This window comes from Rhizobium sp. P1_C7, assembly GCF_056406295.1.
Genome location: NZ_JBFUAL010000004.1, coordinates 318,693 through 342,267, shown reverse-complemented (window position 1 = coordinate 342,267; position 23,575 = coordinate 318,693). Strand labels below are relative to the sequence as shown.

26 protein-coding genes, 2 tRNA genes and 2 pseudogenes are annotated in these 23,575 nt (G+C 61.4%); 15 read left to right on the top strand and 15 right to left on the bottom strand.

Annotated elements, in window-relative coordinates; all coding sequences use genetic code 11:
• Nucleotides 1-4: 4 nt before the first annotated feature.
• The 3 genes and pseudogenes from AC1D2R_RS08520 to AC1D2R_RS08510 all read right to left on the bottom strand — a co-directional run bounded on the left by AC1D2R_RS08520 (nucleotide 5) and on the right by AC1D2R_RS08510 (nucleotide 1,142).
• Nucleotides 5-304, bottom strand: coding sequence for a type II toxin-antitoxin system RelE/ParE family toxin (locus AC1D2R_RS08520; RefSeq protein ID WP_477966683.1), 300 nt, complete (start codon nucleotides 302-304; stop codon nucleotides 5-7).
• Nucleotides 301-572 (bottom strand): annotated as a pseudogene (locus AC1D2R_RS08515) (YlcI/YnfO family protein). The gene AC1D2R_RS08520 and the pseudogene AC1D2R_RS08515 overlap by 4 nt, the downstream one beginning before the upstream one ends.
• A 123-nt stretch (nucleotides 573-695) precedes the next feature.
• Nucleotides 696-1,142: an RrF2 family transcriptional regulator gene (locus tag AC1D2R_RS08510; RefSeq protein WP_477966681.1), complete on the bottom strand. Its 447-nt coding sequence runs from the start codon at nucleotides 1,140-1,142 to the stop codon at nucleotides 696-698.
• A 410-nt stretch (nucleotides 1,143-1,552) separates the two neighbouring features.
• On the opposite strand from AC1D2R_RS08510, the gene AC1D2R_RS08505 reads away from it, so the two are divergent.
• The 3 genes from AC1D2R_RS08505 (at nucleotide 1,553) to cysN (ending at nucleotide 4,859) form a co-directional block, all read left to right on the top strand.
• Nucleotides 1,553-2,296, top strand: a complete 744-nt coding sequence (locus tag AC1D2R_RS08505) for a phosphoadenylyl-sulfate reductase (protein WP_477966679.1) — start codon at nucleotides 1,553-1,555, stop codon at nucleotides 2,294-2,296.
• Between the two features lie 111 nt (nucleotides 2,297-2,407).
• On the top strand, nucleotides 2,408-3,361 hold the full coding sequence (cysD, locus tag AC1D2R_RS08500; RefSeq protein WP_477966677.1) for a sulfate adenylyltransferase subunit CysD: 954 nt from the start codon (nucleotides 2,408-2,410) through the stop codon (nucleotides 3,359-3,361).
• Between the two features lies 1 nt (nucleotide 3,362).
• Nucleotides 3,363-4,859: a sulfate adenylyltransferase subunit CysN gene (gene cysN, locus AC1D2R_RS08495; RefSeq protein ID WP_477966675.1), complete on the top strand. Its 1,497-nt coding sequence runs from the start codon at nucleotides 3,363-3,365 to the stop codon at nucleotides 4,857-4,859.
• A gap of 233 nt (nucleotides 4,860-5,092) precedes the next feature.
• Here the strand turns inward: cysN and AC1D2R_RS08490 are convergent, their stop codons facing one another.
• From AC1D2R_RS08490 to AC1D2R_RS08475, 4 genes are all read right to left on the bottom strand, one after another.
• Entirely contained in the window at nucleotides 5,093-5,911 is an 819-nt protein-coding gene (locus AC1D2R_RS08490) for a bifunctional allantoicase/(S)-ureidoglycine aminohydrolase (RefSeq protein ID WP_477966673.1), read from the bottom strand.
• 136 nt (nucleotides 5,912-6,047) lie between these two features.
• Nucleotides 6,048-6,356 (bottom strand): hypothetical protein, encoded by a 309-nt coding sequence (locus AC1D2R_RS08485; RefSeq protein ID WP_477966671.1) that lies wholly within the window; start codon nucleotides 6,354-6,356, stop codon nucleotides 6,048-6,050.
• 108 nt (nucleotides 6,357-6,464) lie between these two features.
• A complete protein-coding gene (locus AC1D2R_RS08480) occupies nucleotides 6,465-6,698 on the bottom strand; it encodes a hypothetical protein (RefSeq protein ID WP_477966669.1) in 234 nt (77 codons plus the stop codon).
• A gap of 190 nt (nucleotides 6,699-6,888) precedes the next feature.
• Nucleotides 6,889-6,965: transfer RNA gene (locus tag AC1D2R_RS08475), tRNA-Pro, on the bottom strand.
• Nucleotides 6,966-7,233: 268 nt separating this feature from the next.
• Between AC1D2R_RS08475 and AC1D2R_RS08470 the strand changes: the two genes are divergently transcribed.
• Nucleotides 7,234-7,647: a hypothetical protein gene (locus AC1D2R_RS08470; protein ID WP_477966667.1), complete on the top strand. Its 414-nt coding sequence runs from the start codon at nucleotides 7,234-7,236 to the stop codon at nucleotides 7,645-7,647.
• Between the two features lie 124 nt (nucleotides 7,648-7,771).
• Here the strand turns inward: AC1D2R_RS08470 and AC1D2R_RS08465 are convergent, their stop codons facing one another.
• Both AC1D2R_RS08465 and AC1D2R_RS08460 read right to left on the bottom strand, forming a co-directional pair.
• Nucleotides 7,772-8,107, bottom strand: coding sequence for a hypothetical protein (locus AC1D2R_RS08465; protein ID WP_477966665.1), 336 nt, complete (start codon nucleotides 8,105-8,107; stop codon nucleotides 7,772-7,774).
• Nucleotides 8,108-8,316: 209 nt separating this feature from the next.
• A tRNA-Gln gene (locus AC1D2R_RS08460) sits at nucleotides 8,317-8,391 on the bottom strand.
• A 161-nt stretch (nucleotides 8,392-8,552) separates the two neighbouring features.
• Here AC1D2R_RS08460 and AC1D2R_RS08455 point away from each other — a divergent pair.
• From AC1D2R_RS08455 to AC1D2R_RS08445, 3 genes and pseudogenes are all read left to right on the top strand, one after another.
• Entirely contained in the window at nucleotides 8,553-8,849 is a 297-nt protein-coding gene (locus tag AC1D2R_RS08455; protein ID WP_477966663.1) for a cupin domain-containing protein, read from the top strand.
• 40 nt (nucleotides 8,850-8,889) lie between these two features.
• Nucleotides 8,890-9,798, top strand: coding sequence for an MBL fold metallo-hydrolase (locus tag AC1D2R_RS08450; protein WP_477966661.1), 909 nt, complete (start codon nucleotides 8,890-8,892; stop codon nucleotides 9,796-9,798).
• Between the two features lie 13 nt (nucleotides 9,799-9,811).
• Nucleotides 9,812-10,177, top strand: a pseudogene (locus AC1D2R_RS08445) (thiol-disulfide oxidoreductase DCC family protein); the annotation flags it as partial.
• Between the two features lie 18 nt (nucleotides 10,178-10,195).
• On the opposite strand, the gene AC1D2R_RS08440 reads toward AC1D2R_RS08445, so the two are convergent.
• Entirely contained in the window at nucleotides 10,196-11,101 is a 906-nt protein-coding gene (locus tag AC1D2R_RS08440) for a DUF1499 domain-containing protein (RefSeq protein ID WP_477966659.1), read from the bottom strand.
• A gap of 243 nt (nucleotides 11,102-11,344) precedes the next feature.
• Here AC1D2R_RS08440 and AC1D2R_RS08435 point away from each other — a divergent pair, with 243 nt between their 5' ends.
• Nucleotides 11,345-11,731: a hypothetical protein gene (locus AC1D2R_RS08435; RefSeq protein WP_477966657.1), complete on the top strand. Its 387-nt coding sequence runs from the start codon at nucleotides 11,345-11,347 to the stop codon at nucleotides 11,729-11,731.
• A gap of 3 nt (nucleotides 11,732-11,734) precedes the next feature.
• Here the strand turns inward: AC1D2R_RS08435 and AC1D2R_RS08430 are convergent, their stop codons facing one another.
• Nucleotides 11,735-11,980, bottom strand: coding sequence for a hypothetical protein (locus AC1D2R_RS08430; RefSeq protein WP_477966784.1), 246 nt, complete (start codon nucleotides 11,978-11,980; stop codon nucleotides 11,735-11,737).
• Between the two features lie 107 nt (nucleotides 11,981-12,087).
• Between AC1D2R_RS08430 and AC1D2R_RS08425 the strand changes: the two genes are divergently transcribed.
• Both AC1D2R_RS08425 and AC1D2R_RS08420 read left to right on the top strand, forming a co-directional pair.
• Nucleotides 12,088-12,285 carry a hypothetical protein gene (locus tag AC1D2R_RS08425; RefSeq protein ID WP_477966655.1) on the top strand — a complete coding sequence of 66 codons (198 nt, stop codon included), beginning with the start codon at nucleotides 12,088-12,090 and terminating at the stop codon, nucleotides 12,283-12,285.
• A 74-nt stretch (nucleotides 12,286-12,359) separates the two neighbouring features.
• Nucleotides 12,360-12,638: a hypothetical protein gene (locus tag AC1D2R_RS08420; RefSeq protein WP_477966782.1), complete on the top strand. Its 279-nt coding sequence runs from the start codon at nucleotides 12,360-12,362 to the stop codon at nucleotides 12,636-12,638.
• On the opposite strand, the gene ppdK is transcribed toward AC1D2R_RS08420, so the two are convergent.
• From ppdK to AC1D2R_RS08405, 3 genes are all read right to left on the bottom strand, one after another.
• Complete coding sequence (gene ppdK, locus AC1D2R_RS08415) at nucleotides 12,629-15,298, bottom strand: pyruvate, phosphate dikinase (RefSeq protein WP_477966653.1); 2,670 nt, start codon at nucleotides 15,296-15,298, stop codon at nucleotides 12,629-12,631. The two genes, AC1D2R_RS08420 and ppdK, sit on opposite strands and share 10 nt — an antisense overlap.
• A 382-nt stretch (nucleotides 15,299-15,680) precedes the next feature.
• Nucleotides 15,681-19,142: a chromosome segregation protein SMC gene (gene smc / locus AC1D2R_RS08410; protein ID WP_477966651.1), complete on the bottom strand. Its 3,462-nt coding sequence runs from the start codon at nucleotides 19,140-19,142 to the stop codon at nucleotides 15,681-15,683.
• A gap of 231 nt (nucleotides 19,143-19,373) precedes the next feature.
• Nucleotides 19,374-20,060 (bottom strand): DsbA family protein, encoded by a 687-nt coding sequence (locus AC1D2R_RS08405; RefSeq protein ID WP_477966649.1) that lies wholly within the window; start codon nucleotides 20,058-20,060, stop codon nucleotides 19,374-19,376.
• A 221-nt stretch (nucleotides 20,061-20,281) separates the two neighbouring features.
• On the opposite strand from AC1D2R_RS08405, the gene AC1D2R_RS08400 reads away from it, so the two are divergent.
• Together AC1D2R_RS08400 and AC1D2R_RS08395 are read left to right on the top strand one after the other, a co-directional pair.
• Entirely contained in the window at nucleotides 20,282-20,419 is a 138-nt protein-coding gene (locus AC1D2R_RS08400; RefSeq protein WP_477966647.1) for a FitA-like ribbon-helix-helix domain-containing protein, read from the top strand.
• Nucleotides 20,420-20,677: 258 nt separating this feature from the next.
• Nucleotides 20,678-20,833 (top strand): hypothetical protein, encoded by a 156-nt coding sequence (locus AC1D2R_RS08395; RefSeq protein WP_477966645.1) that lies wholly within the window; start codon nucleotides 20,678-20,680, stop codon nucleotides 20,831-20,833.
• Nucleotides 20,834-20,839: 6 nt separating this feature from the next.
• Here the strand turns inward: AC1D2R_RS08395 and AC1D2R_RS08390 are convergent, their stop codons facing one another.
• Nucleotides 20,840-21,325, bottom strand: coding sequence for a DUF721 domain-containing protein (locus tag AC1D2R_RS08390; protein WP_477966778.1), 486 nt, complete (start codon nucleotides 21,323-21,325; stop codon nucleotides 20,840-20,842).
• 97 nt (nucleotides 21,326-21,422) lie between these two features.
• On the opposite strand from AC1D2R_RS08390, the gene mutY reads away from it, so the two are divergent.
• The 3 genes from mutY to AC1D2R_RS08375 are packed head-to-tail and all read left to right on the top strand — an operon-like array spanning nucleotide 21,423 to nucleotide 23,494.
• Nucleotides 21,423-22,514 carry an A/G-specific adenine glycosylase gene (gene mutY / locus AC1D2R_RS08385; RefSeq protein WP_477966643.1) on the top strand — a complete coding sequence of 364 codons (1,092 nt, stop codon included), beginning with the start codon at nucleotides 21,423-21,425 and terminating at the stop codon, nucleotides 22,512-22,514.
• Nucleotides 22,515-22,517: 3 nt separating this feature from the next.
• A complete protein-coding gene (locus tag AC1D2R_RS08380; RefSeq protein ID WP_477966641.1) occupies nucleotides 22,518-23,126 on the top strand; it encodes an HAD family hydrolase in 609 nt (202 codons plus the stop codon).
• Between the two features lie 2 nt (nucleotides 23,127-23,128).
• Nucleotides 23,129-23,494: a nuclear transport factor 2 family protein gene (locus AC1D2R_RS08375; RefSeq protein WP_477966639.1), complete on the top strand. Its 366-nt coding sequence runs from the start codon at nucleotides 23,129-23,131 to the stop codon at nucleotides 23,492-23,494.
• The last annotated feature ends 81 nt before the right edge of the window (nucleotides 23,495-23,575 follow it).

The following is a 23,575-nucleotide window of genomic DNA, read 5'->3' as shown; positions in this document are numbered from 1 at the left end:
GTGCTTAGTGGTAATCTTCTTCACGGTGGTGCCGGACGGCAACGACCGTCACTGAACGACTGTCTTCTGTTCCGAACAGAGCCACACGACCGGCAAAACCGGAGGACACGACCATTTCGCGACGAAACGAACTCTGCCCACGGGCTTTGCGGCAGCTGGAGGGGAAGTCTTCAAGAAACTTGATGGCTTTCTGCAGTGCCCCACAGGAACGCTCGGCGGCATCGACATCCCATTCGATCAGATAATCGTAGAGCCGGTCGAAATTCGCCAAGGCCTCATCCGTACAACGGACCTGATATTTCATTCGTCTCTTGCGGCCCGCGCGGCATCGAGCTTGGACTTCAGCATTTTGAGAACGTCTTCACAACGATGGTAGTTGCCAGTGCGCTTGGCTTCCTCAAGCGACGCAAGACCGCGGGCCACGAATTCGTCCTGCGTGCGACGGTATTCGATTTGGGCGCGCACCGAATTCTCGAGGAAGACGGACAGCGTTTCTCCGTCTTCAGAACGCTCTCGGCAGAGGCGCGCAACTCGGGATCGACGCGGAGGGAAGGAAGCGTTGCCGACTTTATGGCGAACCTCATGCGTTGCAATTGCGATGCAGCTTTCAGGACAATTGCAGAACTGTCGCGCTACTGTGATCCCCTGCATGGCAGGCTTAGTTTGCTGGTGTCGTGCAAGCGAGGAACTGCCCGTCACGCCAGCAGGCGCGCGACCTGCGCAACCTTGGCGGGCGCGATGGCATCGGCGATAGTCGTGGAGAAAAGCACCTTGCGAGTGGCATCCGCAACTTTTGCGAAGACGTGGCGGATTTCGCAGTTCTGTTCGCCGTCGCAGTCATCGCATTTGCGATAGGCCGTAATCGACAAGCACGGCAGCGGAGCGATCGGGCCATCGATGATGCGTAGCACCTCGCCGAAGGTGATCATATCGGCCGGCTTCAGCAACAGATAGCCGCCCTGCTTGCCGCGGCGGCTGGAGACGATACCCTGATGCTTCAGGTCGAGCAGGATCTGTTCCAAGAACTTCTTCGGTATCTTCTGCTGCGCCGCAATATCGGAGATCATCACAGGTTCGCCGTTATCGGCCTCGGCCAGAACTGCGAGCGCCCTCAGCGCATATTTGGCTTTCTGCGTAATCATATTGCCCGTCGACACACACATGGCAGAGCGATTCTCAGCCCACCGAAATCATCATCGTATCTCTATCGCACTTCCCGCATGAACGGAATTTGAACGAAGAAGCGAAACCCCTGCGACATAAGGTTTTTAGCCTTGTTTTTTGCCCTCGGCCAATGAACATGAATCTACGCTAAAATTCAGCCTCGGCGCTATCAATTCAGATTTCCGATTGACAGGCAACGTGTAACTCTACTATTTCAATAGAGATTAGGGCTCGCGGGCGATTTTCGTCACTCGCGCGGCGGCTTTTCTGCATTGCAGTGGCCGGGGAGAGATATTTGCTCCTTTCAAGCCTGCTTTCGAAATGCCTTTTTCTGTCCGATCCATTCCTGACCTGCGATACTCCGGCCAGCATCTAGGACAGGACTCCCATGACTGTTGCCCATACAATCGAAGAGGCGGAAACGCTGAACGCGAAACTTGCTAGCCTCAACTTGGCCGAACGCCTGTCGTTTGTGGCCGGACTTGGCGGACGCGTCGTCTTCACGACCTCGCTCGGTGTCGAGGATCAGGTGATCACGGCGGAAATCGGCAATCACCGCCTGCCGATCGACGTCGTGACGCTGCAGACCGGCAGGCTCTTTGCCGAAACGCTAGCACTGATCGACGAGACCGAAAAACAGTACGATATCCACATCAGCCGCTACGAGCCGGAGCAGGCCGATATCGACGCCTATGCCGCCCAATACGGCATGAACGGCTTTTACGAGAGCGTCGAAGCCCGGCATGCCTGTTGTGGCGTGCGCAAGCTAAAGCCCCTTGCGCGCGCGCTTGCAGGAGCAACGATCTGGATCACCGGCCTTCGCCGCGGCCAGTCCGCCAACCGCGCCGAGACGCCCTTTGCCGAGTATGACGCCGAGCGGCATCTCTTGAAGGTCAATCCGCTAGCCGACTGGGATATCGACGTCATCAAGGCCTATGTCGCCGACAACGGCGTGCCGGTCAATCCGATGCATGCGCGCGGTTACCCGTCGATCGGCTGTGAGCCATGCACGCGTGCCATCAAGCCCGGCGAGCCCGAGCGCGCCGGCCGCTGGTGGTGGGAGCAGGATCAGACGCGCGAATGCGGCCTGCATGTTGCCGAAGAAACCTCGGCGATCGCCGCCCAACAGTAGCCCGTCGATCTCGGGACCGGGGCATGGCAACTGCATGCGCTCCCCGAAGTCTGAAATGTACTCCATTCCGGATGCCTCCCGCCCGCGAATGATCGAAGTCTGGAGTTAGTAATGCCTGATAGCCGTCCGGATACGGAACTCAACAATCCGCAAAGCAGCAAGTCGCCGCTCGACCCGCATCTGAAAGCCCTAGAAAACGAATCCATCCACATCTTCCGTGAAGTGGCTGCCGAATTCGAACGTCCCGTAATGCTCTATTCGATCGGCAAGGACTCGTCGGTGCTGCTGCATCTGGCGCGCAAGGCCTTCTACCCCGGTCGCGTCCCCTTCCCGCTGCTGCATGTCAACACCGGCTGGAAGTTCCGCGAGATGATCGCGTTTCGCGACGAGACCGCGAAGAAGTACGACCTCGATCTGATCGAGCACATCAATCCACGCGGCGCGGCTGAGAACGTAACGCCGTTCACCCACGGCTCGGCAACCTTTACCGACATCATGAAGACGGAAGGGCTGCGTCAGGCGCTCGACGCCGGCCAGTTCGATGCTGCCTTCGGCGGTGCACGACGCGACGAGGAGGCAAGCCGCGCCAAGGAGCGCATCTATTCGTTCCGCACACCCGATCATCGCTGGGACCCGCGCAACCAGCGCCCAGAGCTCTGGAACGTGTACAACGGCCAGATCCGCAAGGGCGAAAGCGTGCGCGCCTTCCCGCTGTCGAACTGGACCGAGGTCGACATCTGGCGCTACATCCAGGCCGAAGATATTCCGCTGGTGCCGCTCTACTATGCAAAGAAGCGGCCATACGTCGAGCGCGACGGCATGTTGATCCTTGCCGAAGATCCGCGCCTGAAACTGCTACCGGGCGAAGTTCGCCAGGAGGGCATGATCCGGTTCCGCACGCTCGGCGACTTCCCGCTGACCGGCGCCATTCCCTCCCAGGCAACCACTCTCGAAGAGGTGATTGCCGAACTTGAGATCGCAACGGTCTCCGAACGCCAGGGCCGCGCGATCGATCGCGACCAATCCGGCTCCATGGAAAAAAAGAAGCGTGAAGGATATTTCTGAGATGACTGCAGCTCAAACAGCAGCCTCGGCCGCAACCGTCGTCCCTCTGCCCGCTGCCGAGCCTGTCAAGGCCGTGCGCGACACGCGACCGCTCCGCCTCATCACCTGCGGCAGCGTCGATGACGGGAAGTCGACGCTGATCGGCCGCCTGCTCTGGGACACCAAGGCGGTGAAGGAAGATCAGGCCGCGACGCTTCAGCGCGATTCCACCGGCAAGCAGAACGATCTCGGCCTGCCCGACTTCGCGCTGCTGCTCGACGGCCTGCAGGCTGAGCGCGAACAGGGCATCACCATCGACGTTGCCTATCGCTATTTCTCGACCGACAAACGCTCGTTCATCGTCGCCGACACGCCCGGCCACGAACAGTATACGCGCAACATGGCAACGGGCGCATCAACTGCCGATCTCGCGATCCTGCTCGTGGACGCCCGTGCCGGCATTCTGGAACAGACGCGCCGCCATGCGACGATCGCCTCGCTGCTCGGCATCAAGCAGTTCGTGCTCGCGATCAACAAGATCGACCTGACGAACTATGACCGTGCCGGCTTCGAGAAGATCACGCACGAATTCAGGGAATTCGCCCTGTCTCTCGGCGTCAAGCAGATCACCGCGATCCCGATGTCGGCGCTGAAGGGAGAAAACGTCGTCTACCCTGGCGAGGCCTCGATGCCGTGGTACTCCGGCCCGACGCTGGTCGAAACGCTGGAACTTGCCACCGTACGGTCTTCGCAGACTGTCGGCTTCCGCCTCTCCGTCCAGCGCGTCTCGCGTCCGGGCGAAAGCTTCCGCGGCTATCAAGGCACGGTTGCCGGCGGCTCGGTGAAGCCCGGCGACAGCGTGATGATCTTGCCGTCCGGCATGGTCGCCAACGTTGCGAAGATTGTAACGTTCGACCTCGTGCGCAACGCAGCCGTCGCCGGCGATGCGATCACGCTCGTCCTCGACCGCCAGGTGGACGTCGCGCGCGGCGATATGATCGTCGCGATCGATGCCCAGCCGCAGGTCGGGCTCGCCTTCGACGCCCAGATCGTAGCGTTGCAGCCCGAGGGAATCGAGGCCGGCAAACGCTACTGGCTGAAGAGCGGCAGCCGCCGCCAGCGCGTGCAGGTGCAGCCGGTCGCCCAGCTGCAGCTGAAGAGCGGGACCTGGACGTCGGCAGAGACGCTCTACATGAACGCCATCGGCAAGGTGCATCTCGCCTTCGACGAGGCCGCTATCTTCGATCCCTACGAACAGAACCGTTCCTCGGGCTCGTTCATCCTGATCGATCCGGACACCAACAACACGGTGGCCGGCGGCATGATCACGGGCAAGCGCTCGGAGCTCGGCGGCATCCATGGTGGCGATGCCCGCGTGATACTGTCCTTGCCGGCCGATCTCGCCGATCAGATCATGGCTAGCGAACTCTTCGCCAGCCGCCGCCACGAAGCCGAGGTCCGGCGCATGACGGCCGCCCAGGCCGCCGACCTCTGGTCGGACGCCGCAAGCGACATCTGAGTGTTGGAGGCGAGAACCGGGGCCGAGAGGCCCCGGTTCATCGTTGGAAATGCGGAAAGCAACCGGTACTGCGATGTCAGTGTTGAATGTTCCCCATTCGCTCCCTCATCCTTCCATTGTGGCGGGGTCCAGTGCGCTCAAATCCTTGAGCGCGAAAGACCCTTCTCACGGCACAGACGCGCCGTGACTGGATTCCTGTGAAGAGCACAGGAATAACGGCGGCGCATGTATCTCTACCACAACGCCATATGGCGATTGACGTCCTTGTAGAGCAGGTAGCGGAAGCGGCCGGGGCCGCCCGCGTAGCACGCCTGGGGGCAGAAGGCGCGGAGCCACATAAAATCACCGGCTTCGACCTCGACCCAATCCGTGTTCAGCCGATAGACCGCCTTGCCCTCGAGCACATAGAGGCCGTGCTCCATGACGTGGGTTTCCATGAAGGGGATAACGGCGCCGGTTTCCAGCGTGACGATGTTGACATGCATGTCGTAGCGCACGTCCGCCGGGTCGATGAAGCGGGTCGTTCCCCAGCGGCCGTCGGTATCTGGCATCGCCGAAACCGGGTGGTTGTCCTCATGCGTGAAAATCGCCGGCGGCGGCTCCAGGCCGTCAACCACCTGAAACGCCTTGCGCACCCAGTGGAATTTCACCGGCGCGGCACTCTTGTTCCACAGGCGCCAGGCCGAGCCTGCCGGCAAATAGGCAAAGGAACCGGAGCGGAGCGCGTACGGCGTGCCTTCGAACTCGACCGTCATTTCGCCTTCGACCACGAAGAGCACGCCTTCGGCGCGCTTTTCCGGCTCCGGCCGGTCGCTGCCGCCGCCCGGCTGCACTTCCATCACATATTGCGAAAAGGTCTCGGAAAAGCCGGTGAGCGGACGCGACAACACCCAGGCGCGCGTTGCCGACCAGTGCGGCAGCACGCTGGTGACGATATCCGTCATGACGGTGCGGGGAATGACGGCGTAGGCGGTCGTGAAGACTGCCTTGCTCGACAAAAGTTCGGTCTGCGGCGGCAAGCCACCCAGGTTGGAATAGAAGTTGCTGCTCATCGGTCCACTTTTCATGACACGGGATTACCACCAGCTTTAAGCGCCGGATATGCCGCAGGCAACATCTAGATTGGCAAGAGTTCTTTTCTAATCGGAGCGCGATTGCCCTGTCGGCGTGGAGGCGACGCGGCAGGTACTATTGAAAATTATAGAAGGACTGCGAGTCGTGGACGCAGGCGTAATCGAGAACGCACTGCTTCCCATTCGCATCGCGCAAATTGGTGGTGCCGCGCTTCTCACCGAGCTTACATTTGGCCGGCGGATAACGGAAGCTGCGGCCACCGATGCCGACGCGGACGAAGACCGATTTGTTCTGGCGGATGATCTGCGCGAGCTCGCTGCACGTGTGTGTGCGGCCATCGACCTTCAGCGATTCAGCCGCAACGGCTGCTGACGGGATCAGAAAAACAGCGGCCAGAATAACACCCATTACCCTGACATCCATGTCGCCCTCCTGAAACGAAGATCACTCCAAGCCGAGACTATACTCAGGATTGGAAAAACGGAAAGCGTCCACTTTCCCCGGCAAGGGCCTCGCCGAACCGCGTCCGAGCTATTCGATACCCGCGCTGTTCAGCGCCAGCCTTCCAAGTCTCTTCGCCGACACGGCCGTGCGGGTCGACGCGCAGCGTATTACATCAATGCCCCTGAGGATTTTGATCATCTGCCGCGCTTCGTCATGCTGCATCCGCGCAAGCCACACGCCGTCGATCTTTGCAGGCGCCTGCGTCGCCTCATCGACAATCGACCATCTGTCGTCGTCTTGAACCAGGATATACTTTGACATGTTGTCCATACTTCAGGTTTTTCTTGAAGTTGACGCTAACATGACAAATGCGACATGCGTATACCTCACAATGCAGTACGAATTACCTCATTGCGGTAGTAACGAAGTCAGTATTGATCGACGGTCGGGCCTATCTCGCCAGGGTCAGCGACGAAGCAAGAAAAAAGCCCGCTTTCGCGGGCTTTTTGGCTGGTCGGAGTGGAGTGATTCGAACACTCGACCCCCACGTCCCGAACGTGGTGCGCTACCAGACTGCGCTACACTCCGTGACCAGCGGCGCCTCTATAGACCGACCCATCCCATTGCGCAAGCTCCAATATTCAAAAGCCTGCGCATTTTTTTGGCCCCGGCGGATTGGTGAAATCGGTCGCCGGGATGGAGCAAAAAGCCACACCCGTTGCAAATTATGCAATTGCGAAGGCGAGCCGATTTTCTTTTGCTGAGTTCCGGGCTAAAGGGCTCGACGGGACACGCGGAACCGTTGCCAGGCAGCGGTTCCCCGCGATCGAATGCGCGACAATTCAGGGACGATATGATGAAACTCCGCACCTTTGCCGCGGCCGGGCTCGCCATTGCGCTGGCCGGCTGCACGACCATTCCGACTGCAGCAGATCCGATCTCCAGCCGTTGGGTCGGCCAGTCGGCCGGCAAATTCTTTGCCGCCTTCGGCCCGCCGCTTACAGATGCCGATAACGGTTCCGGCAACGTCTATACCTGGAAGGGCGGCTACAAGACTGTAGCGGTTCCGGCGAAATATTCGGAAGGCGCCGACGGCAAGCGCGGCAAGCAGACCTCCCCAGCCCGAAAGCTCTACCTCCGCTGCCAGGCAGAGATCACCACGAACTCCGACTACACGATCCGCACCATCCGCATCTCCGGCGACGTCCCGGGCGTCAACGGTCCCTCCTACTGCGCCGAATTCCTGGCGCCGGCCAACAAGGCGCAATAAGGCCAACCGGATCGATGAACAGGAAAGGCGGCCTTGCGGGCCGCCTTATGCATTTGAACCGATCGGCATCCAGTCCCGAGACCCCTCTCTGGACTGGGGTCGCCCCGCTTATTCGCAGCCACGCCTATTCGTGAATAGTGTAGGAGCCCATTTCGCAGAGGTTCTGCGTATCTGTCGTCGTATCTAGGTCCGAGTTCTCCTCGAATTCGAAGCGCATGTCATACTTGCAGACGTCGCGACCGTCGGCAATCGTGATATCGATGCTCTCGCCCGGATTGAGAACCTGCTCGCCGAAGACATCGTCTTCCCACTCGTTGACGCCGACCGGCGAGGTGTAGAAGTTCGTAAGTACCGAGTTCGTGCCGTTCTTCAGCGAAAAAACGAGATCTTCCGCACAGGATGCGCCGGCGGACGCCAGCAAGGCCGCCGCAACCGCGACGGACATCAGTTTCAGTTTCATGGTTTGCCCCTTGCTCAGAATTGAGCAAGCGGAGGCTTATTTTGCGCGCGGATTTTGTCAACGCCAATGGCGCTAAACGCAAAGCCCGGCGGGAACCAAATTTGGTGCGATCGGGTGGCTGTGGGGTTGGCAAGGATCGGACGGCCCAGCGACGCTCCATCCGGGGAATAAAACGTAACCTATGTGGTCCAGAACGGACCGAAAAGCCGTGGCTGGGGCGCCAGGATTCGAACCTGGGAATGCCGGTACCAAAAACCGGTGCCTTACCGCTTGGCGACGCCCCAGCAGAGTTTGGAAGCGGAGACCGCTTGCCAAATCGACGCCTGATTAGCAAAGGACGATGCCGGTCACAATCATTAAGTTTCGGCCCAAGCATATTTCTGTGCGCATCTGCAGGCGCCGTGCTAGGTCTGGAGAGATGAGACCGAAGTCTGCCGGAGTGATGATGAGCCAGTATCGTGCCCGCCCGCCTGCCCTTGCCACCCTCCTCGTCGACGACGCCGTGGTGCGGATCACGCGCTGGGACTTCGAGCCAGGCGCCGATACCGGCGTACACACCCATGGCATGGGCTATGTCGTGGTGCCGATGACGGATTGCAAATTCCTTCTCGAGGAGAAGGAGGGCAGCCGCAGGGTCGATATCGCCAAGGGTGCCGCCTACCGCCGCGATGCCGGCATGGAACACAATGTGGTCAACGCCGGCGAGCAGCCGATGTCGTTCATTGAGATCGAGTACAAGTAACGGGCCGTCAGCAATTCAACGGCATTCAGCGTAGAACGACATGGCCAACCCTCACTTCAATCGTGCCTTCGATCCGGCCTACGGGCAGCCGGTCCCGGTTGCCCCGCATGTGCAGCGCATCACGGTCAACAATCCGAGCGCCTTCACCTTCCACGGCACCAACAGCTACATCGTCGGCGTGGACTCGGTGGCGGTCATCGATCCCGGGCCTGAGGACGAGGCGCACTTCCAGGCGCTGATGGCCGCACTCAGGGGGCGCGAGGTCACGCATATCCTCGTCAGCCATACGCATCGCGACCACTCGCCGCTCTCGCGGCGCCTGCAGGAGGCAACCGGTGCGCCCGTCGTCGCAGAAGGGCCGCACCGCGCCGCACGGCCGCTGCATGCCGGGGAGATCAATCCGTTCGCGGAAAGCTCCGACATGGAGTTCCGCCCGGACATCGCCATTGGCGACAGCCAGACGATCGAGGGCGACGGGTGGCGACTGACAGTCGTACCGACACCGGGCCACACCGCCAACCATCTGGCCTTTGCGCTCGACGGTACCGGTGTCCTCTTCTCCGCCGACCATGTGATGGCCTGGGCAACCTCGATCGTGGCACCGCCGGACGGGTCCATGGCAGACTACATGACGTCGCTCGACAGGCTTATCGCGCGGCGCGACCGCTTGTTGCTGCCGGGGCACGGCGGGCCTGTTCGGAGGCCGGTGTCGTTCATGCGGGCGCTGAAGACGCATCGGCGCATGCGCGAGCGCGCCGTGCTGGGGCGCATCCGGGCCGGCGATGTCTCCATTCCAGAGATGGTGAAGGTGATCTACCGCGATACCGATCCCCGCCTGCATGGCGCAGCCGCCCTTTCGGTGCTGGCCCATATCGAGGATCTGCTCGAACGCGGCGAGATTGAGACCGATGGCCCGCCGGCGCTCTTCGGATCGTATCGGCCAGTGTAACAGATGTGATGGAATGCACACCGACCGCAGCTGTCGCAGGGATGCCGCCGTTCCCGAGTTTGCCGATGACAAGGTCGTCTTCGATGGCGAATACGTGATCTGCTCGGCGTGGGTCCAGTTCGCGCTGAAGCATGACAAGGCGGCGCGGTATCGCTTTCTCGTCGCCCAATCACCGCTCGGCGAAGCCCTCTATCGGCGCTACGGGCTGGACGGACGCGACTACGAGAGCAACATACTTGCCGAGAACGGGCAGGCTTTCTTCAAGTCGCAGGGATCCATCGGATGATCGCCGGGCTCGGTGCCCCTGGTGGGTTCGGACCTCCCAGCTCCTGCCGCGGGGCCTCGCCGATCGTCTTTAGAATTCGTGGTGCGCAACCGCCGCTTTTGCTGGAGTTCTCTAGCTCCCGGCAATGCCGAGCAGTTCGGCATCGAGCGCCTTCAGATAGTCCTCGGCGATTTCGGCGCTGAAGCCGAGATCGGCGGGGCCGTAGCGAGAGGCGACGCGGACATCGACGAAGGTCGTTTCGGCCTCTTCGCGCAGCCGGATGACGACATCGAACCGCAGGCCGAGAACAAGGGTGCGCGTGTCGCCCTGCAATGTCACACCGTTGGCGCGGCGGATGAGCTGGGCCACGTCGTCGTCGTAGGGTCTCGGGGTCGGAACGGGGACTGCCTCCGGAGCATCTGCGACGGCATTCTCTTCGGCGCCAGCGCTGGCGGGCTTGTTTTCCGGAGCGCGCGGCGGCTCGCTGTCACCCTCGGCGCGGGTGATCCTGATGCCATTTAGCTTGGCGACCTTCTTGACCGCCTCGAGCACGCGGTCGATCGCGCCGTCGTAGCGGCGGCCGGTCAGTTCCGGGTAGGTTTCCAGCTGCTTCTCGCGGTCGTCTGCCGTCACCGCATTGCGCTTCAGCCAGATCTGATCGGCATTTGGCGACTTCAACCATTCCGGCGCGGAAACGAGATCAGTCGACACATCGTAGATAGCCGGCAGGGCGAAATAGCGTTCTACCGCAAGCCCCCCGATCGCCAGCGGCAGCGCGGCGAAAATCAGCCCCTTCAATGCGTCATGTCCGCCCTCGGCGCCTGTCAACCACAGGCTTCGAAGACCGGCGAAGGCCAGGAGGGCGGCCAACGCCGCAAATCCTGCGGAGACAAGGAGAACGAGGACGAGATAGGGTGTCGCCAGTCCGCCGAAGCGATGGCCGAACAGCGCTGCGAGGCAAAGTACCAGCGAGAACGCTGCGAAACGCCGCGAAAAGCGGGCGGCACTGGAAACAGGGCGGTCGAAACGGATTGCCATCAAACTTACCGGTTAGTCGCAAGCGGCGCGTCCCGCATGAACACGCATATCGCCCTATGACTTGTTTAGTGCAAGATTCGCCTAAATTGAAACTGTTGTCTCGAACTGGACTGCGCAATCCACGGAGAAGACAGTGATAGCCTCGCGCAAGACGACGATGGCGTGCGTGAGCGATTTCTGATATTGCATGAAATGACCGTAATGCAGCATGTTCATCGCGCAGGGACGAACAGGAGAAGGGCAATGATTGCATCCGAGCTTGCAGTGGAGACCCAGGCGCCGGCTTTCACCGGAACCGATGGCAAGGACCCGCTTCTGCCGGTGGAGCTTCTGGAACTCGAGCTGTCGCTCGACAGCTATGATGGCGATGCCGATTTCTGCGATGCAGTTCGGGAAGCTGCCGCGAAGGCGGGCGGCGAGTTTCTGTTCGACCTCCCGGCCGAGGGCCTTATGGAGGATTGCAAGCGGATCGCCGTGCTGCGAATCCCGTCTGCTGCCTCGGACATGCGGATCGTTCTTGCGGCACTCGAGCAGAACGGCACTGACATCCGCATGGAAACGCCTGCTCCCGAGACCGCGCATGTGGTCCGGTTTGCCGACGCATTCATCAAGGTACTAGAGAGGTTCTGACCCTCAATCACGACCGCTGGCGGCTTCCGCCACGCTGCGGAAGGCAAACTTGCGCCCGCACTGGCATTTGATCATGCAAGTCTCCTGGTGGTTCGACGGACGCTGTATAAAGAAACCGCGCGGCAGGTGATCAACGGTAAAACCCGGATGTCTGCGCTTCGGGTCGTCGATTTCCGACGCTTCGGCAAAACCGCTATTGCCGCATTGCGGGCAGGTCAGTTTCTTCGAAAATCGATCACGTAATGCCATGCCTGCCTTCCATTGCTCAGAAGCAGCCTTCTTACAGGCGAATGGCGCTGGACGAAAGCCGGAACCAAAGCCATGAGGCATCGTTTCTCCATCAAAGGAGATTCGTCATGCCGAACAGAGAACCAATGCCCATCCCGAGCGCCGACACGCCGAGAGGACCGACACCAACCCCGGGAATTCCCGACCGGGTTCAGGAAAAACCGCCGCTGACGCCGGCGCAGGATCCCGGCGACACGAAGAACCCGCAGGATCCGACGCTCAACCCCGCGCTCCTGCCTATCGGTGACCGAGCAGGAGCGGCCTGAGGTGGCATTTCCGATTGACGGACGCGCACGAATGGCCTTTGGTGAGTGAACAAGGTCAATGGCTTAATATGTCGATGCGGATCCTCACCCTAACCTTCGCCCTCGCCGCAACTGCCATAGGGCTGTCCGCGTGTCAGACGATTTCGCCCGAGGAGCGTCGTGCCGCGGACGAGCGGCAATGCATGAGCTATGGCTTCAAGCGCGGCACCGACGCATTCGCCACCTGCCTGCAGCGTATCGACCTCGATCGACAGGCACGGGCGCGTTACGACAGCGACATGGTCATGATGGACATGTCCTACAGCCTGGGCGGACCGTATTATGGCCGCCCTTACTACCGCCACTATCGCTGAGCGGCACGAATGACCGCCTGAGCCGCTGCAAGCCTTGCGATCGGCACGCGGAACGGCGAACAGGAGACGTAGTCGAGCCCGATTTCCTCGCAGAAGTGAATGGACGCGGGATCGCCGCCGTGTTCGCCACAAATTCCGAGTTTCATGTCGTTGCGTGTGCGCCTGCCGCGCTCGGTTGCGATGCGGATCAACTCTCCGACGCCGTCGAAGTCCAGCGATATGAACGGATCATGCTCGATGATGCCCTTGCGCTGATAGGTCGGGATGAAGGCCGATGCATCGTCGCGTGATATGCCGAAGGTCGTCTGCGTCAGGTCGTTGGTACCAAAGGAGAAGAATTCCGCGGCTTCCGCAATGACGTGGGCCCGCAGTGCCGCTCGCGGAAGCTCGATCATCGTGCCGACAAGATAGTCGATCCGCATGCCGGCTTCCGTCATCACATCTCTGGCGACGGCATCGATGCGCTCCTTGACGTAGTCGAGTTCCGAACGAAGGCCGACCAGCGGCACCATGATTTCCGGAACGACAGCAGCGCCGGTTTCATGGGCTGCAGCCACCGCCGCCTCGAAAATGGCGCGCGCCTGCATTTCGACGATCTCGGGATAGGAGATGGCGAGGCGACAGCCGCGATGGCCGAGCATGGGGTTGAATTCATGGAGTGCATCGACGCGCTGGCGCAGTGCGGCCGCCTCCAGGCCCATCGCTGCGGCAACATCGGCGATTTCCTCGTCGCTCTTCGGCAGGAATTCGTGCAGCGGCGGATCGAGCAAGCGGATCGTCACCGGCAATCCATGCATGACATTGAAAAGACCCGTGAAATCGAGCCGCTGGATGGGCAGCAGCTTGTCGAGCGCCGCGCGTCGACCCTTCTCGTCCTCGGCGAGGATCATTTCGCGCATGACATGGATGCGCTCACCCTCGAAGAACATGTGCTCGGTGCGGCAGAGGCCAATGCCTTCGGCGCCGAACGAGCGCGCCGCGCGAGCATCGGCCGGCGTGTCCGCATTGGTGCGTACCGTCATGCGGCGGACGCGATCGGCCCATTGCATGATACGTCCGAAATCGCCGGAAAGCTCCGGCTGGACCATCTGAACCTCGCCTTTCAGAACCTGGCCTGCCGACCCGTCGATTGTGATGACGTCGCCCTTTTTCAGCGTGACACCCAATCCGATCAGGCGCTCGTTGCGTGGGTCGATACGCATCGTGCCGGCACCGACAACACAGGGAATACCCATGCCGCGGGCTACGACGGCAGCGTGGCTGGTCATGCCGCCACGCGTCGTCAAAATGCCTTCGGCCGCGTGCATGCCATGAATATCTTCCGGGCTCGTCTCGACGCGCAAAAGGATGACCTTGCGCCCCTCCTCCTCGGCGGCGACGGCCTCCTCGGCGGTGAAAACGATCTCACCGGTCGCAGCTCCCGGCGATGCCGGCAGGCCGGTGCCGATCACCTCGCGCGGCACCCGTGGGTCGATCGTCGGGTGCAGCAACTGATCCAGCGAGGACGGCTCGATACGGAGCACTGCCTCCTCCTCGGTGATTAGTTTCTCGTCCACCATGTCGACGGCAATCTTCATCGCCGCGCGCGTCGAGCGCTTGCCGGAGCGCGTCTGCAGCATCCAGAGCGTCCCGCGTTCGATGGTGAACTCGATGTCCTGCATGTCGCGGTAGTGCGCTTCAAGCCTGGTGCAAATCAGAGAGAATTCCTTGAAGGCATCCGGCATCAACTTTTCCATCGACGGCCGGTCGGAACCGGAGCTGATGCGTCCCTCCTCGGTAATGCTCTGCGGCGTGCGGATGCCCGCGACGACGTCCTCGCCTTGCGCATTGACCAGGAACTCGCCGTAAAGCGACTTTTCGCCGGTCGAGGGGTTGCGCGTGAAGGCGACGCCCGTTGCAGACGCGTTGCCGAGATTGCCGAACACCATGGCCTGAATATTGACGGCTGTGCCCCAGTTTCCCGGAATGTTGTGGAGATGCCGGTACGTGACGGCGCGGGCGCTCATCCAGCTTGCGAATACGGCCCCGACGGCGCCCCATAGCTGCACTTGCGGGTCCTGGGGAAATTCCTCGCCCAGCTCTTCCTCAATCATCGACTTGTAGAGCGAGACGACATGCTGCCATTCGCTGGCCGTCAGTTCCGTATCGTATTCGTAGCCGAGCCGACCTTTCTCATCTTCGAGGATTTCCTCGAAAACATCGTTGTCGATGCCCATGACCACGTCGGCATACATCTGAATGAAACGGCGATAGCTATCCCAGGCGAAACGCGCATCACCGGCGTCGTGGCCGAGCGCCTGCACCGTATGGTCATTGAGACCGAGATTGAGCACCGTGTCCATCATGCCGGGCATCGACACGCGCGCACCGGAGCGTACAGACAGCAGGAGCGGCCTCTCCCCCGCGCCGAAGCGGCGCCCGGTGATCGCTTCGATGCCTCCAATACCGGAAAGCACCTGCGCTTTCGGCTCTTCGCCGATCCGGTGCCCGCCGTCGTAGTAGGCAGCACATGCGTCCGCGACGATCGTCAGGCCGGGCGGCACAGGGAGACCGAGGCTGCACATTTCTGCGAGGTTTGCGCCCTTGCCGCCCAAAAGCTCACGGTCAAGCGCACGACCTTCGGCCGTCCCGTTGCCGAATGTGTAGACCCATTTGGTCATATTCCCCCCAAACCCAAATCGGGATCAACTTAATCCGTTGGAGTTGAAAAGAAAATCGACAAATGCGGCCAAAATGTTGCAACGCACAATATCCGTTGAGGGCGGAACGATTTTTGATTGCCTGAAAAAGAATAAAGCTTTGCGGGACCGCAACAAAGTCCCGCAAAGCCTTATTTCCGTCCGGCCAGGAAAACCGGACGGGGGGTTCAGTATGCCGGCACGAAACGGAGGGCAATAAGCCTCGACATCTGCGCGCGGCAATCACTCAAAGCGGCATCGCAGCCGCATTTATGGATGTTCTAATACAAGATTGGTACGAAGACATCACCTTATTGGGTGAAACGGCCAACCGACGCCGACTTTTTTTGGGTTTTTCGTCGTATCAGGCGATCTCGCGCAATTGCTCGGCGGTCTGGAGGTCGACGGATACGAGCTGCGACACGCCCTGCTCGGCCATCGTGACGCCAAAAAGCCTGTTCATGCGGGCCATGGTGATGGGGTTGTGCGTGATGATAACGAAGCGCGTTTCCGTCGAGGCGGCCATTTCGTCCATCAGGTTGCAGTAGCGCTCGACATTGTGGTCGTCGAGCGGCGCGTCCACTTCGTCCAGCACGCAGATCGGCGCCGGATTGGTCAGGAATACGGCGAAGATCAGCGCCATCGCCGTCAGCGCCTGCTCGCCCCCGGAAAGCAGCGTCATGGTCTGCGGCTTCTTGCCGGGCGGTCTCGCCAGAATTTCGAGGCCCGCTTCCAGCGGGTCTTCTGATTCGATCAGCTGCAGCTCGGCCGTGCCGCCGCCGAAGAGATGGGTAAAGAGGCGCTGGAACTGACCATTGACGACGTCGAAGGCGGCGATGAGGCGTTCGCGACCTTCTCGATTGAGGCTCTGGATGGCGCCGCGCAGCTTGCGGATGGCGTCGATCACGTCGTCGCGCTCCTTGATCAAGGCCTCGAGCTTATCGCTAAGTTCCTTCTGCTCCTCCTCGGCGCGCAGGTTGACGGCGCCAAGGCGCTCGCGCTCCATCTTCAGCCGTTCGAGCTCGCGCTCGACCTCGCGCAGATCCGGTATCGCCTGCACGGCCTGCAGGCCGGCGAGGCGCAAGGCTTCGTGCGGCGCGACGTTCAGCGCCTCGCGGATCCGTGCCTCCCCCTCCTGCCGCTTCTCGCGGGCGGAAACCAGGCGCTCTTCCGCGCGGCCCCGGCGCTCGCGGCTTTCGGCAAGCCCCGACAGAGCGGTCGCCGCCTTGTGGTCTGCATCGCGTTGAAGAAGCTCGGCTTCAGCAAGCACGTCGGCCGCATGGCGGCGGGCTTTGTCTGCCTGCTGCAGCTCGTTCAACAGCGCCCGGCGCTTATCGTCGAATTCGTCCGGGGCCATTTCCAGCTCGACGGCTTCGTCGCGGGCTTCTTCCTCGCGCTCGCGCAGGGTGGCGATGTGATCTTCGGCGCTGGCGGCACGCTGGCGCCAGGTGTCCCGCTCCTGACCGATGGCGATGAGTCGACGCTGGCGGGCCTCGTTCTCGCGGTTCAGGCTTTCGTGGCGTGCGCGGGCCTCCGCAAGAGCACCACGATCGGTAGCCACATTCGCCTGCTGCAGCCGCAGCCGCTCGTCAATCGCCGTCACGTCGGGCGCGTCATCGAGCTCGATGCGGGCATTCTCTTCCTGAACGGCCACGTCCTCGAGCTGGGACTGCAGCTGGCTGACCGCCTCGGCAATCACGTCACGGCGGCGGATCAGATCGCCGGAGGCGCGCTCGGCAGCAGTGAGTGCATCGCGGGCGTCGGCCAGGTGTCGCGCAGAAAGCCTGACCGCATCGCGCGCATCGGCAAGGCGACGCTCTTGGACACCGATCGCCTCGGCAGCCACGGAAAGCTGTTCCTCAGCTTCTACCAGAACATCGCGGGCGAGTGCTGCTTCGCTTTCGAGTTCCGAAAGGCGGTTCTTCTGGGCAAGGCGCAGGGCCGCCGCACTTGACGCATCCGCCCCGGCGACATGACCGTCCCAGCGATAGACCGCGCCGTTCCTGGTCACCAGCCGCTGGCCGGGTTTCAGTTGGTGCATAAGCGTCAGCGCATCGACATCCGGCACCAGACCGATCTGCCTCAGCCGCCGCATCAACGCTGCCGGTGCGCGAACGTGCTCCAAAAGCGGCGTGGCGCCGGCCGGCAGGCTGGGGTCGGACGCCCCGTCGCCGTTCTCTGACCAGTGTGCCGGAGCATTCGGATCGAGCGGGGATTCCAGATCGTCTCCCAAGGCAGCGCCAAGGGCTGTTTCAAAACCGCGATCGACGCGCAGGTCGTCCGCGACCGGAGAAAATTCGCCCGCGGAAGCGCCGGCGGCGAGCATGCGGGAAATGGTACGGGCTTCGGTTTCGAGCGCGTTCACTTTCGAGCGCGCCTGATCGACCGGCGCGCGGGACATCGCCTCGGTCTGCCGGGCCGCGGCAAGCGCCTGTTCGATGGCCTGCATCGCGGCTTCCGCCTCTGCAACGGCGATCTCGCCCGCTTCGACCACAGCCCGCTTCTCGTCCGGATCAGGCAGGGTGGCAATCTTTTCGCCGATCGCCGAGAGCTCCCGGTTCGCCTCGTCCATCTGCCGCTCGAGCCGCATTCTGCGGTCGGAGAGATCGCGAATGGCGCGTTCCAGCTGATTGCGCCCGGCTGACGCTTCGGCACGTTCGGCCGTCACAGCGGTGAAGATCCGCTCGCTGTCGGCAAGCCTCGCGGCCGCTTCCTCGAAGGCCTCGCGCGTCTCCTCCGCGTGACGGCCGGAATCGGCAAGGACGTCAGCGATATCAGCCTCTTCGGCATCGAGGCGTGCCAGGATTGCGGCATTGTCGGCGACCAGGCGCTCTTCGCGCCCGATGTCTTCCGCCAGTTGGGCAAGGCGGCGCGTGAGCTCGTCGCGTCGCCGCAGGATGCGGTTTGCATCCTCCTCCAGCTGCGTCTTGGCGAACTGAAGGCGCTGCAAGGCTGCGGCAGCACGCGCCTCGCCCTCGCGCAAATCCGGCAGCCTCAGACTCGCAATACCTTGCGACTTCGCCGCCTCCATCTGCGCCTGCGCCTTTTCGGCAACGACGACCGTCGCCTGATTGAGAGCGCTTTCAGCCTCGGCTTCTGCGTCCTTGGCCTGCGCCCAACGAATATGAAGCAGCATGGCCTCGCGGGCACGGATGTCGGCGGACAGGGACTTGAAGCGGCTCGCCTGCCGGGCCTGGCGTTTCAGGCTCTCGATCTGGCTTTCGAGCTGGGAGGTGACATCGTCGAGACGCTCGAGATTGCCTTCGGCGGCGCGTAGCCGGAGCTCGGCCTCGTGGCGGCGCGAGTGCAGGCCGGAAATGCCGGCTGCCTCTTCCAGTAGCTGGCGGCGGGCCTGCGGCTTTGCCGAAATCAGCTCGCCGATGCGCCCCTGCCCGACCATCGACGGCGAACGGGCGCCTGTGGATGCATCCGCAAAGAGCAGCTGGACATCCTTGGCACGGCTTTCCTTGCCGTTGATGCGGTAGATCGACCCCTGTTCGCGCTCGATGCGGCGGGTCACCTGGATCTCGTCGCTGTCGTTGAAGGCGGCGGGCGCGGTGCGGTCGGAATTGTCGAGATAGAGCGCGACTTCGGCCGTGTTGCGCGCCGGGCGGTTTCCCGAGCCCGAGAAGATCACGTCGTCCATGCCCGAGGCACGCATGTTCTTGTAGGAATTCTCGCCCATCACCCAGCGCAGGGCTTCGACAAGGTTCGACTTGCCGCAGCCGTTCGGCCCGACAACGCCGGTCAGTCCACGCTCGATGATGAATTCGGTCGGCTCTACGAAGGACTTGAAGCCGATGACGCGAAGCTTGTTGAACTTCATGCGGCCATCTCCCCCTCTCCCCTCGGGGAGAAGGTGCCCCGCAGGGGCGGATGGGGCGCCTCATACGACAAGCGTGTTGCAAAATACTGCCGGAGTTCCGCGGAGCTATCGCTCCCCGGCCCTCTCATCCGTCGTGCGGACACCTTCTCCCCACTGGGCAGAAAGCAAAGCCCAAAGCAAAAAACGGGCACGCGGCTTCTGCCGCCGTCCGTCATTCCGGAACGGTTCAAATTAGAGCAGGCTGTCGATAAGGGCCGACAACGTGTCAACCGACATGTCTCCAGAATAGCGCTTTCCGTTTATGAGGAAAGTCGGCGTGGCGTTGACGCCGAACTCCTTGGAGCCCCGTTCCCGCGTCGCGTTCACTTCATCCAGCAGCTTCTGGTTCGTCAAGCACTTCGTGAAGCTATCCTCAGTAAATCCAGCAAGTTTGGACATCTGAAGCAGCGCCGCGCGGCCATCGTCGGCGGCAGCCCAGGTCTCCTGCTGCTTGAAGAGCATCGAGACCATCGGGAAATACTGTTCCGGGGTGCTCAGTTCTTCCGGCTTAGCGGCATTGCAGCGGGCCAGCATGAAGGCTGCGGCAGCGCGCGGATCGAAGGGGAATTCGCGAATAATGAAACGAACCTTGCCGGTGTCGACATACTTCTTCTTGATCTCGTCGAAGGTCGTCGTGTGGAAGTGCGCGCAGTGCGGGCAGGTCATCGACATGTATTCGACGATCTTGACCGAGGCGTTTTCCGGGCCGAGCCCCATTTCCGGCAGCGCGCCGGGCGTCAGGACGGCGGTCATATCGACGTCGCCGTCGGCCTTCGGCATTTCGACCGCCGCATTCGCGGTGCTGAACACCGCCAGGGTTGCCGTCGCGGCGGCGACACCGCCGAGAAGCTGGCGTTTTGTCAGTTGCATTTCAGACATCTGCATGAGTTCCCCATATGAGAAGAGAGTGACGGCATAACTGTGCGATATAACGACGTGAGGCCGCGAACAAGGCACGCTTTGCCAACTTCCTTCAAAGAATTGTGACCATGCCAAGGTTACAAGATTAATTGTTCTTCATGTGTCGTTGTTCCGTGGCGCCCCATCGTTTGCTATCAACGTTGAGGATGTGAAATCATCACCGAAACGGAAGCCGTTAAATGTCTGCGATTACTTTTCGCAACCTTCCTGACGAGACCGATCGCGCCCTGAAGCTTCGGCCGGCCCGCACTGGGCGAAGCACCGAGGCGAAGATTCGCGACATTCTGGAAGAAGCGATTCCCCCAAGGAACAAATGAACCGCATTCGGCCGCGAGTGTGTCGAGCTTCAGATCACGCGCGATGCAACGCCGATCAAACCCGCAACTTCGAATGATCATTCTCGATACGAATGTCGTTTCACAGACGATGAAGACGAATTGCGAGCAGAGGGTGCTGGGCCGGCTCGACGGCAAACGAAAGGAAGACCTTCGAGCCCGCTTGAGCAGTTTGGTATCGAGGTTGTTCAAATCCCGCGTTTTGGCTTTCGACGAGGCGGCAGCCTTTCAATATGCCTCATGCTCCATCATGGTCGCGCGGCGCGAAGAGGGATTTCGCTGCCCGATGGCCAGATTGCGGCTATCGCGAAGGTGCACGGCTTTGCTGTTGCGACGCGTGATGTAGCGCCGTTCGATGCGGTCGGCGTGCCGGTCATCAATCCCTGGACCGTATAGGAAGCATTATCGGCGCTTTCCCAGTACCGCCGTGCCGAGCCGCTTCACCGCCTCACGCAGTTTGTCGCCCTCGATCCCTTCCATCATGCCTTCCAGCCTTTTCGCCGCCTCGCCCTTCAATGGCTGCGGCGTGCGGGAGCGTTTTGCGGCCTGCGACACGGGTTTTTGGACAATTCTGATCTGATGAACGGCCGAGAAGCCGAAAAAGCTGTTGATGCGCTGGATGAGTTCGCCCTGGGCATGGGTGAGGAACAATGCGCGAGCGCCCTCGCAGGCGATGGTCAGTACACCGGGGCGGAAGCTGCCGTCGTCGTTGCCCCTCGCCCAGGCTATCTTTTCCGGCCGCGTGCAATCGGCGAAGTCCACGCCAGCGATTTCGTCCCACGAACCGAGGAGCGCCGTGTTGATACCGGCGCGGCGGGCGAGCACGGGATCGATCAGGCCATTGGCCAACTCGGAAATCTGCTTCACATCTTTGCGTGGATAACTCATCGAAACCTTCGGATGCCGCCGCCGTTCGGCGCCGCTGCCTTGATCGGACGCCATTGCTTCGCCAAGTATAGGCCACTTCCCCACAACACGGCAAATGATGACATCAACGACTCTCGACGCGCCTTCCGCAAAGCCCCTCCTCGACTGGTACGACCGGCACCACCGCGACTTGCCGTGGCGCGTCTCGCCGCCGATGACGGCGCGCGGCATCAAGGCCGAGCCCTATCATGTATGGCTTTCCGAGGTGATGCTGCAGCAGACGACGGTGCCGGCGGTGAAGCCGTATTTCGCCAATTTCCTGGCACGCTGGCCGACCGTGGGCGATCTTGCGAATGCGCCAAGCGAGGATGTGATGGCGGCTTGGGCAGGCCTCGGCTACTATGCCCGCGCCCGCAATCTGAAAAAATGCGCAGAGGCGGTGGCGCGCGACCATGGCGGCGTGTTCCCTGACACGGAAGAAGGACTGAAGGCGCTTCCCGGTATCGGCGACTATACGGCAGCGGCTGTCTCTGCCATCGCCTTCAACCGGCAGTCGGCGGTAATGGACGGCAATGTCGAGCGCGTGATCTCACGCCTTTATTCCATCTCGGCACCGCTGCCGGCGGCAAAACCGCTGATGAGGGAGAAGGTTGCGCTGCTGACCCCCGCGGACCGGCCGGGCGATTTCGCTCAGGCGATGATGGATCTCGGCGCGACGATCTGTACCCCGAAGCGTCCGGCATGTTCCCTCTGTCCGTTCAGGGGAGCATGCGAGGCGCTACGGCTGCACGATCCGGAGAAATTCCCGGTCAAGGCCGCGAAGAAAGAGAAGCCGGTTCGCTATGGCGCAGCCTTCATCGCTGTCACTGCGGATGGCGAGATCCTGCTGCGGCGGAGGATCGAAAGCGGCCTTCTCGGCGGCATGACGGAAGTGCCGACAACCGGATGGACCGCACGCCAGGACGGCGAGACATCGGCGGATGCGGCGCCCTTTGCGGCAGGCTGGGAGGCCTGCGGTACAGTGACCCACGTATTCACCCATTTCGAGCTTCGGCTATCGATCTATAGGGTGGCGATCCTCTCGCGAATTCAAGCAGATAACGGTTGGTGGGAGCCGGTTACAAATCTTGTTTCCCAGGCGCTGCCGACCGTCATGAAAAAAGCGATCACAACGGCTATTCCACTTGCGTTCAAACACCCGAAGGACTGACAGATGCCCATTCATCATATCGTTTTCGATATTGGAAAAGTTCTCATACATTACGATCCGAATATTCCGTTCAGCCACCTCATTCCTGACGCAGCCGAACGCAAATGGTTCTTCGACAACGTCTGCACCCATGACTGGAACGTCGAGCAGGATCGTGGACGCACCTGGGGAGATGCGGAAGCGCTGCTGATCGATGCTCACCCGACGCACGAGGAGCACATCCGCGCATTCCGCAAGCACTGGCACGAGATGGTATCACACGCCTACGACGACAGCGTCGCTATCATGGAGGGACTGATCGCGGACGGCCAGGACGTGACGATGCTGACCAACTTCGCCTCCGACACGTTCCGCGAGGCGCAGGTCCGCTTTCCATTCCTGGTCAAGCCGCGGGGCGTCACAGTGTCCGGCGATGTCGGTCTCGTCAAGCCCGACATTGCCATCTACGAAACCCACGCGAAGAGCTTCGATCTCAATCCCGCGGCAACTGTTTTCATCGACGACTCGGCACCCAACGTCGCAGGTGCCAAAGCGGCCGGCTGGGATGCCGTCCTGTTCACCGGCGCCGACAAGCTGCGCGCCGACCTTGTCGCACGCGGCGTCAGGATCTGAGAATGGGGTTCGATCCAGTCAAGAAAATCATCCGCTTTCACGATGCCATCAACGCGCTCGATTTTGATGCGATCGAAGCCTATTTCGCCGAGGATGCGACCTACGTTTCCAACGGCGTCGGCAGCCTGTCGGGACGCGACGAGATCATGGACGCCTTCCGGAAGTACTTCGAAGACTATCCGGACCAGACGGCTTTCAACACGCTGGTGGAGAAGGTTGGCCCGAAGGCCGGCCGCGCCGTATGGTCGGTTCGAGCCACCCACAGCAAGACAGGCAAGCCGCTGATCCGGGAAGGCGAGGAAACGATCACCTTCGACGAGAACGGCCGCGTCACCCATGTCGAAGTGACCGATTATCAGGCGTTCTGACCGCAGACCTACCTTCCCGGCGCGACACGGAACGTCAAATTGCGCGTCGCGTTAGGAACAATGAGTGCCTTCGACGGTTTT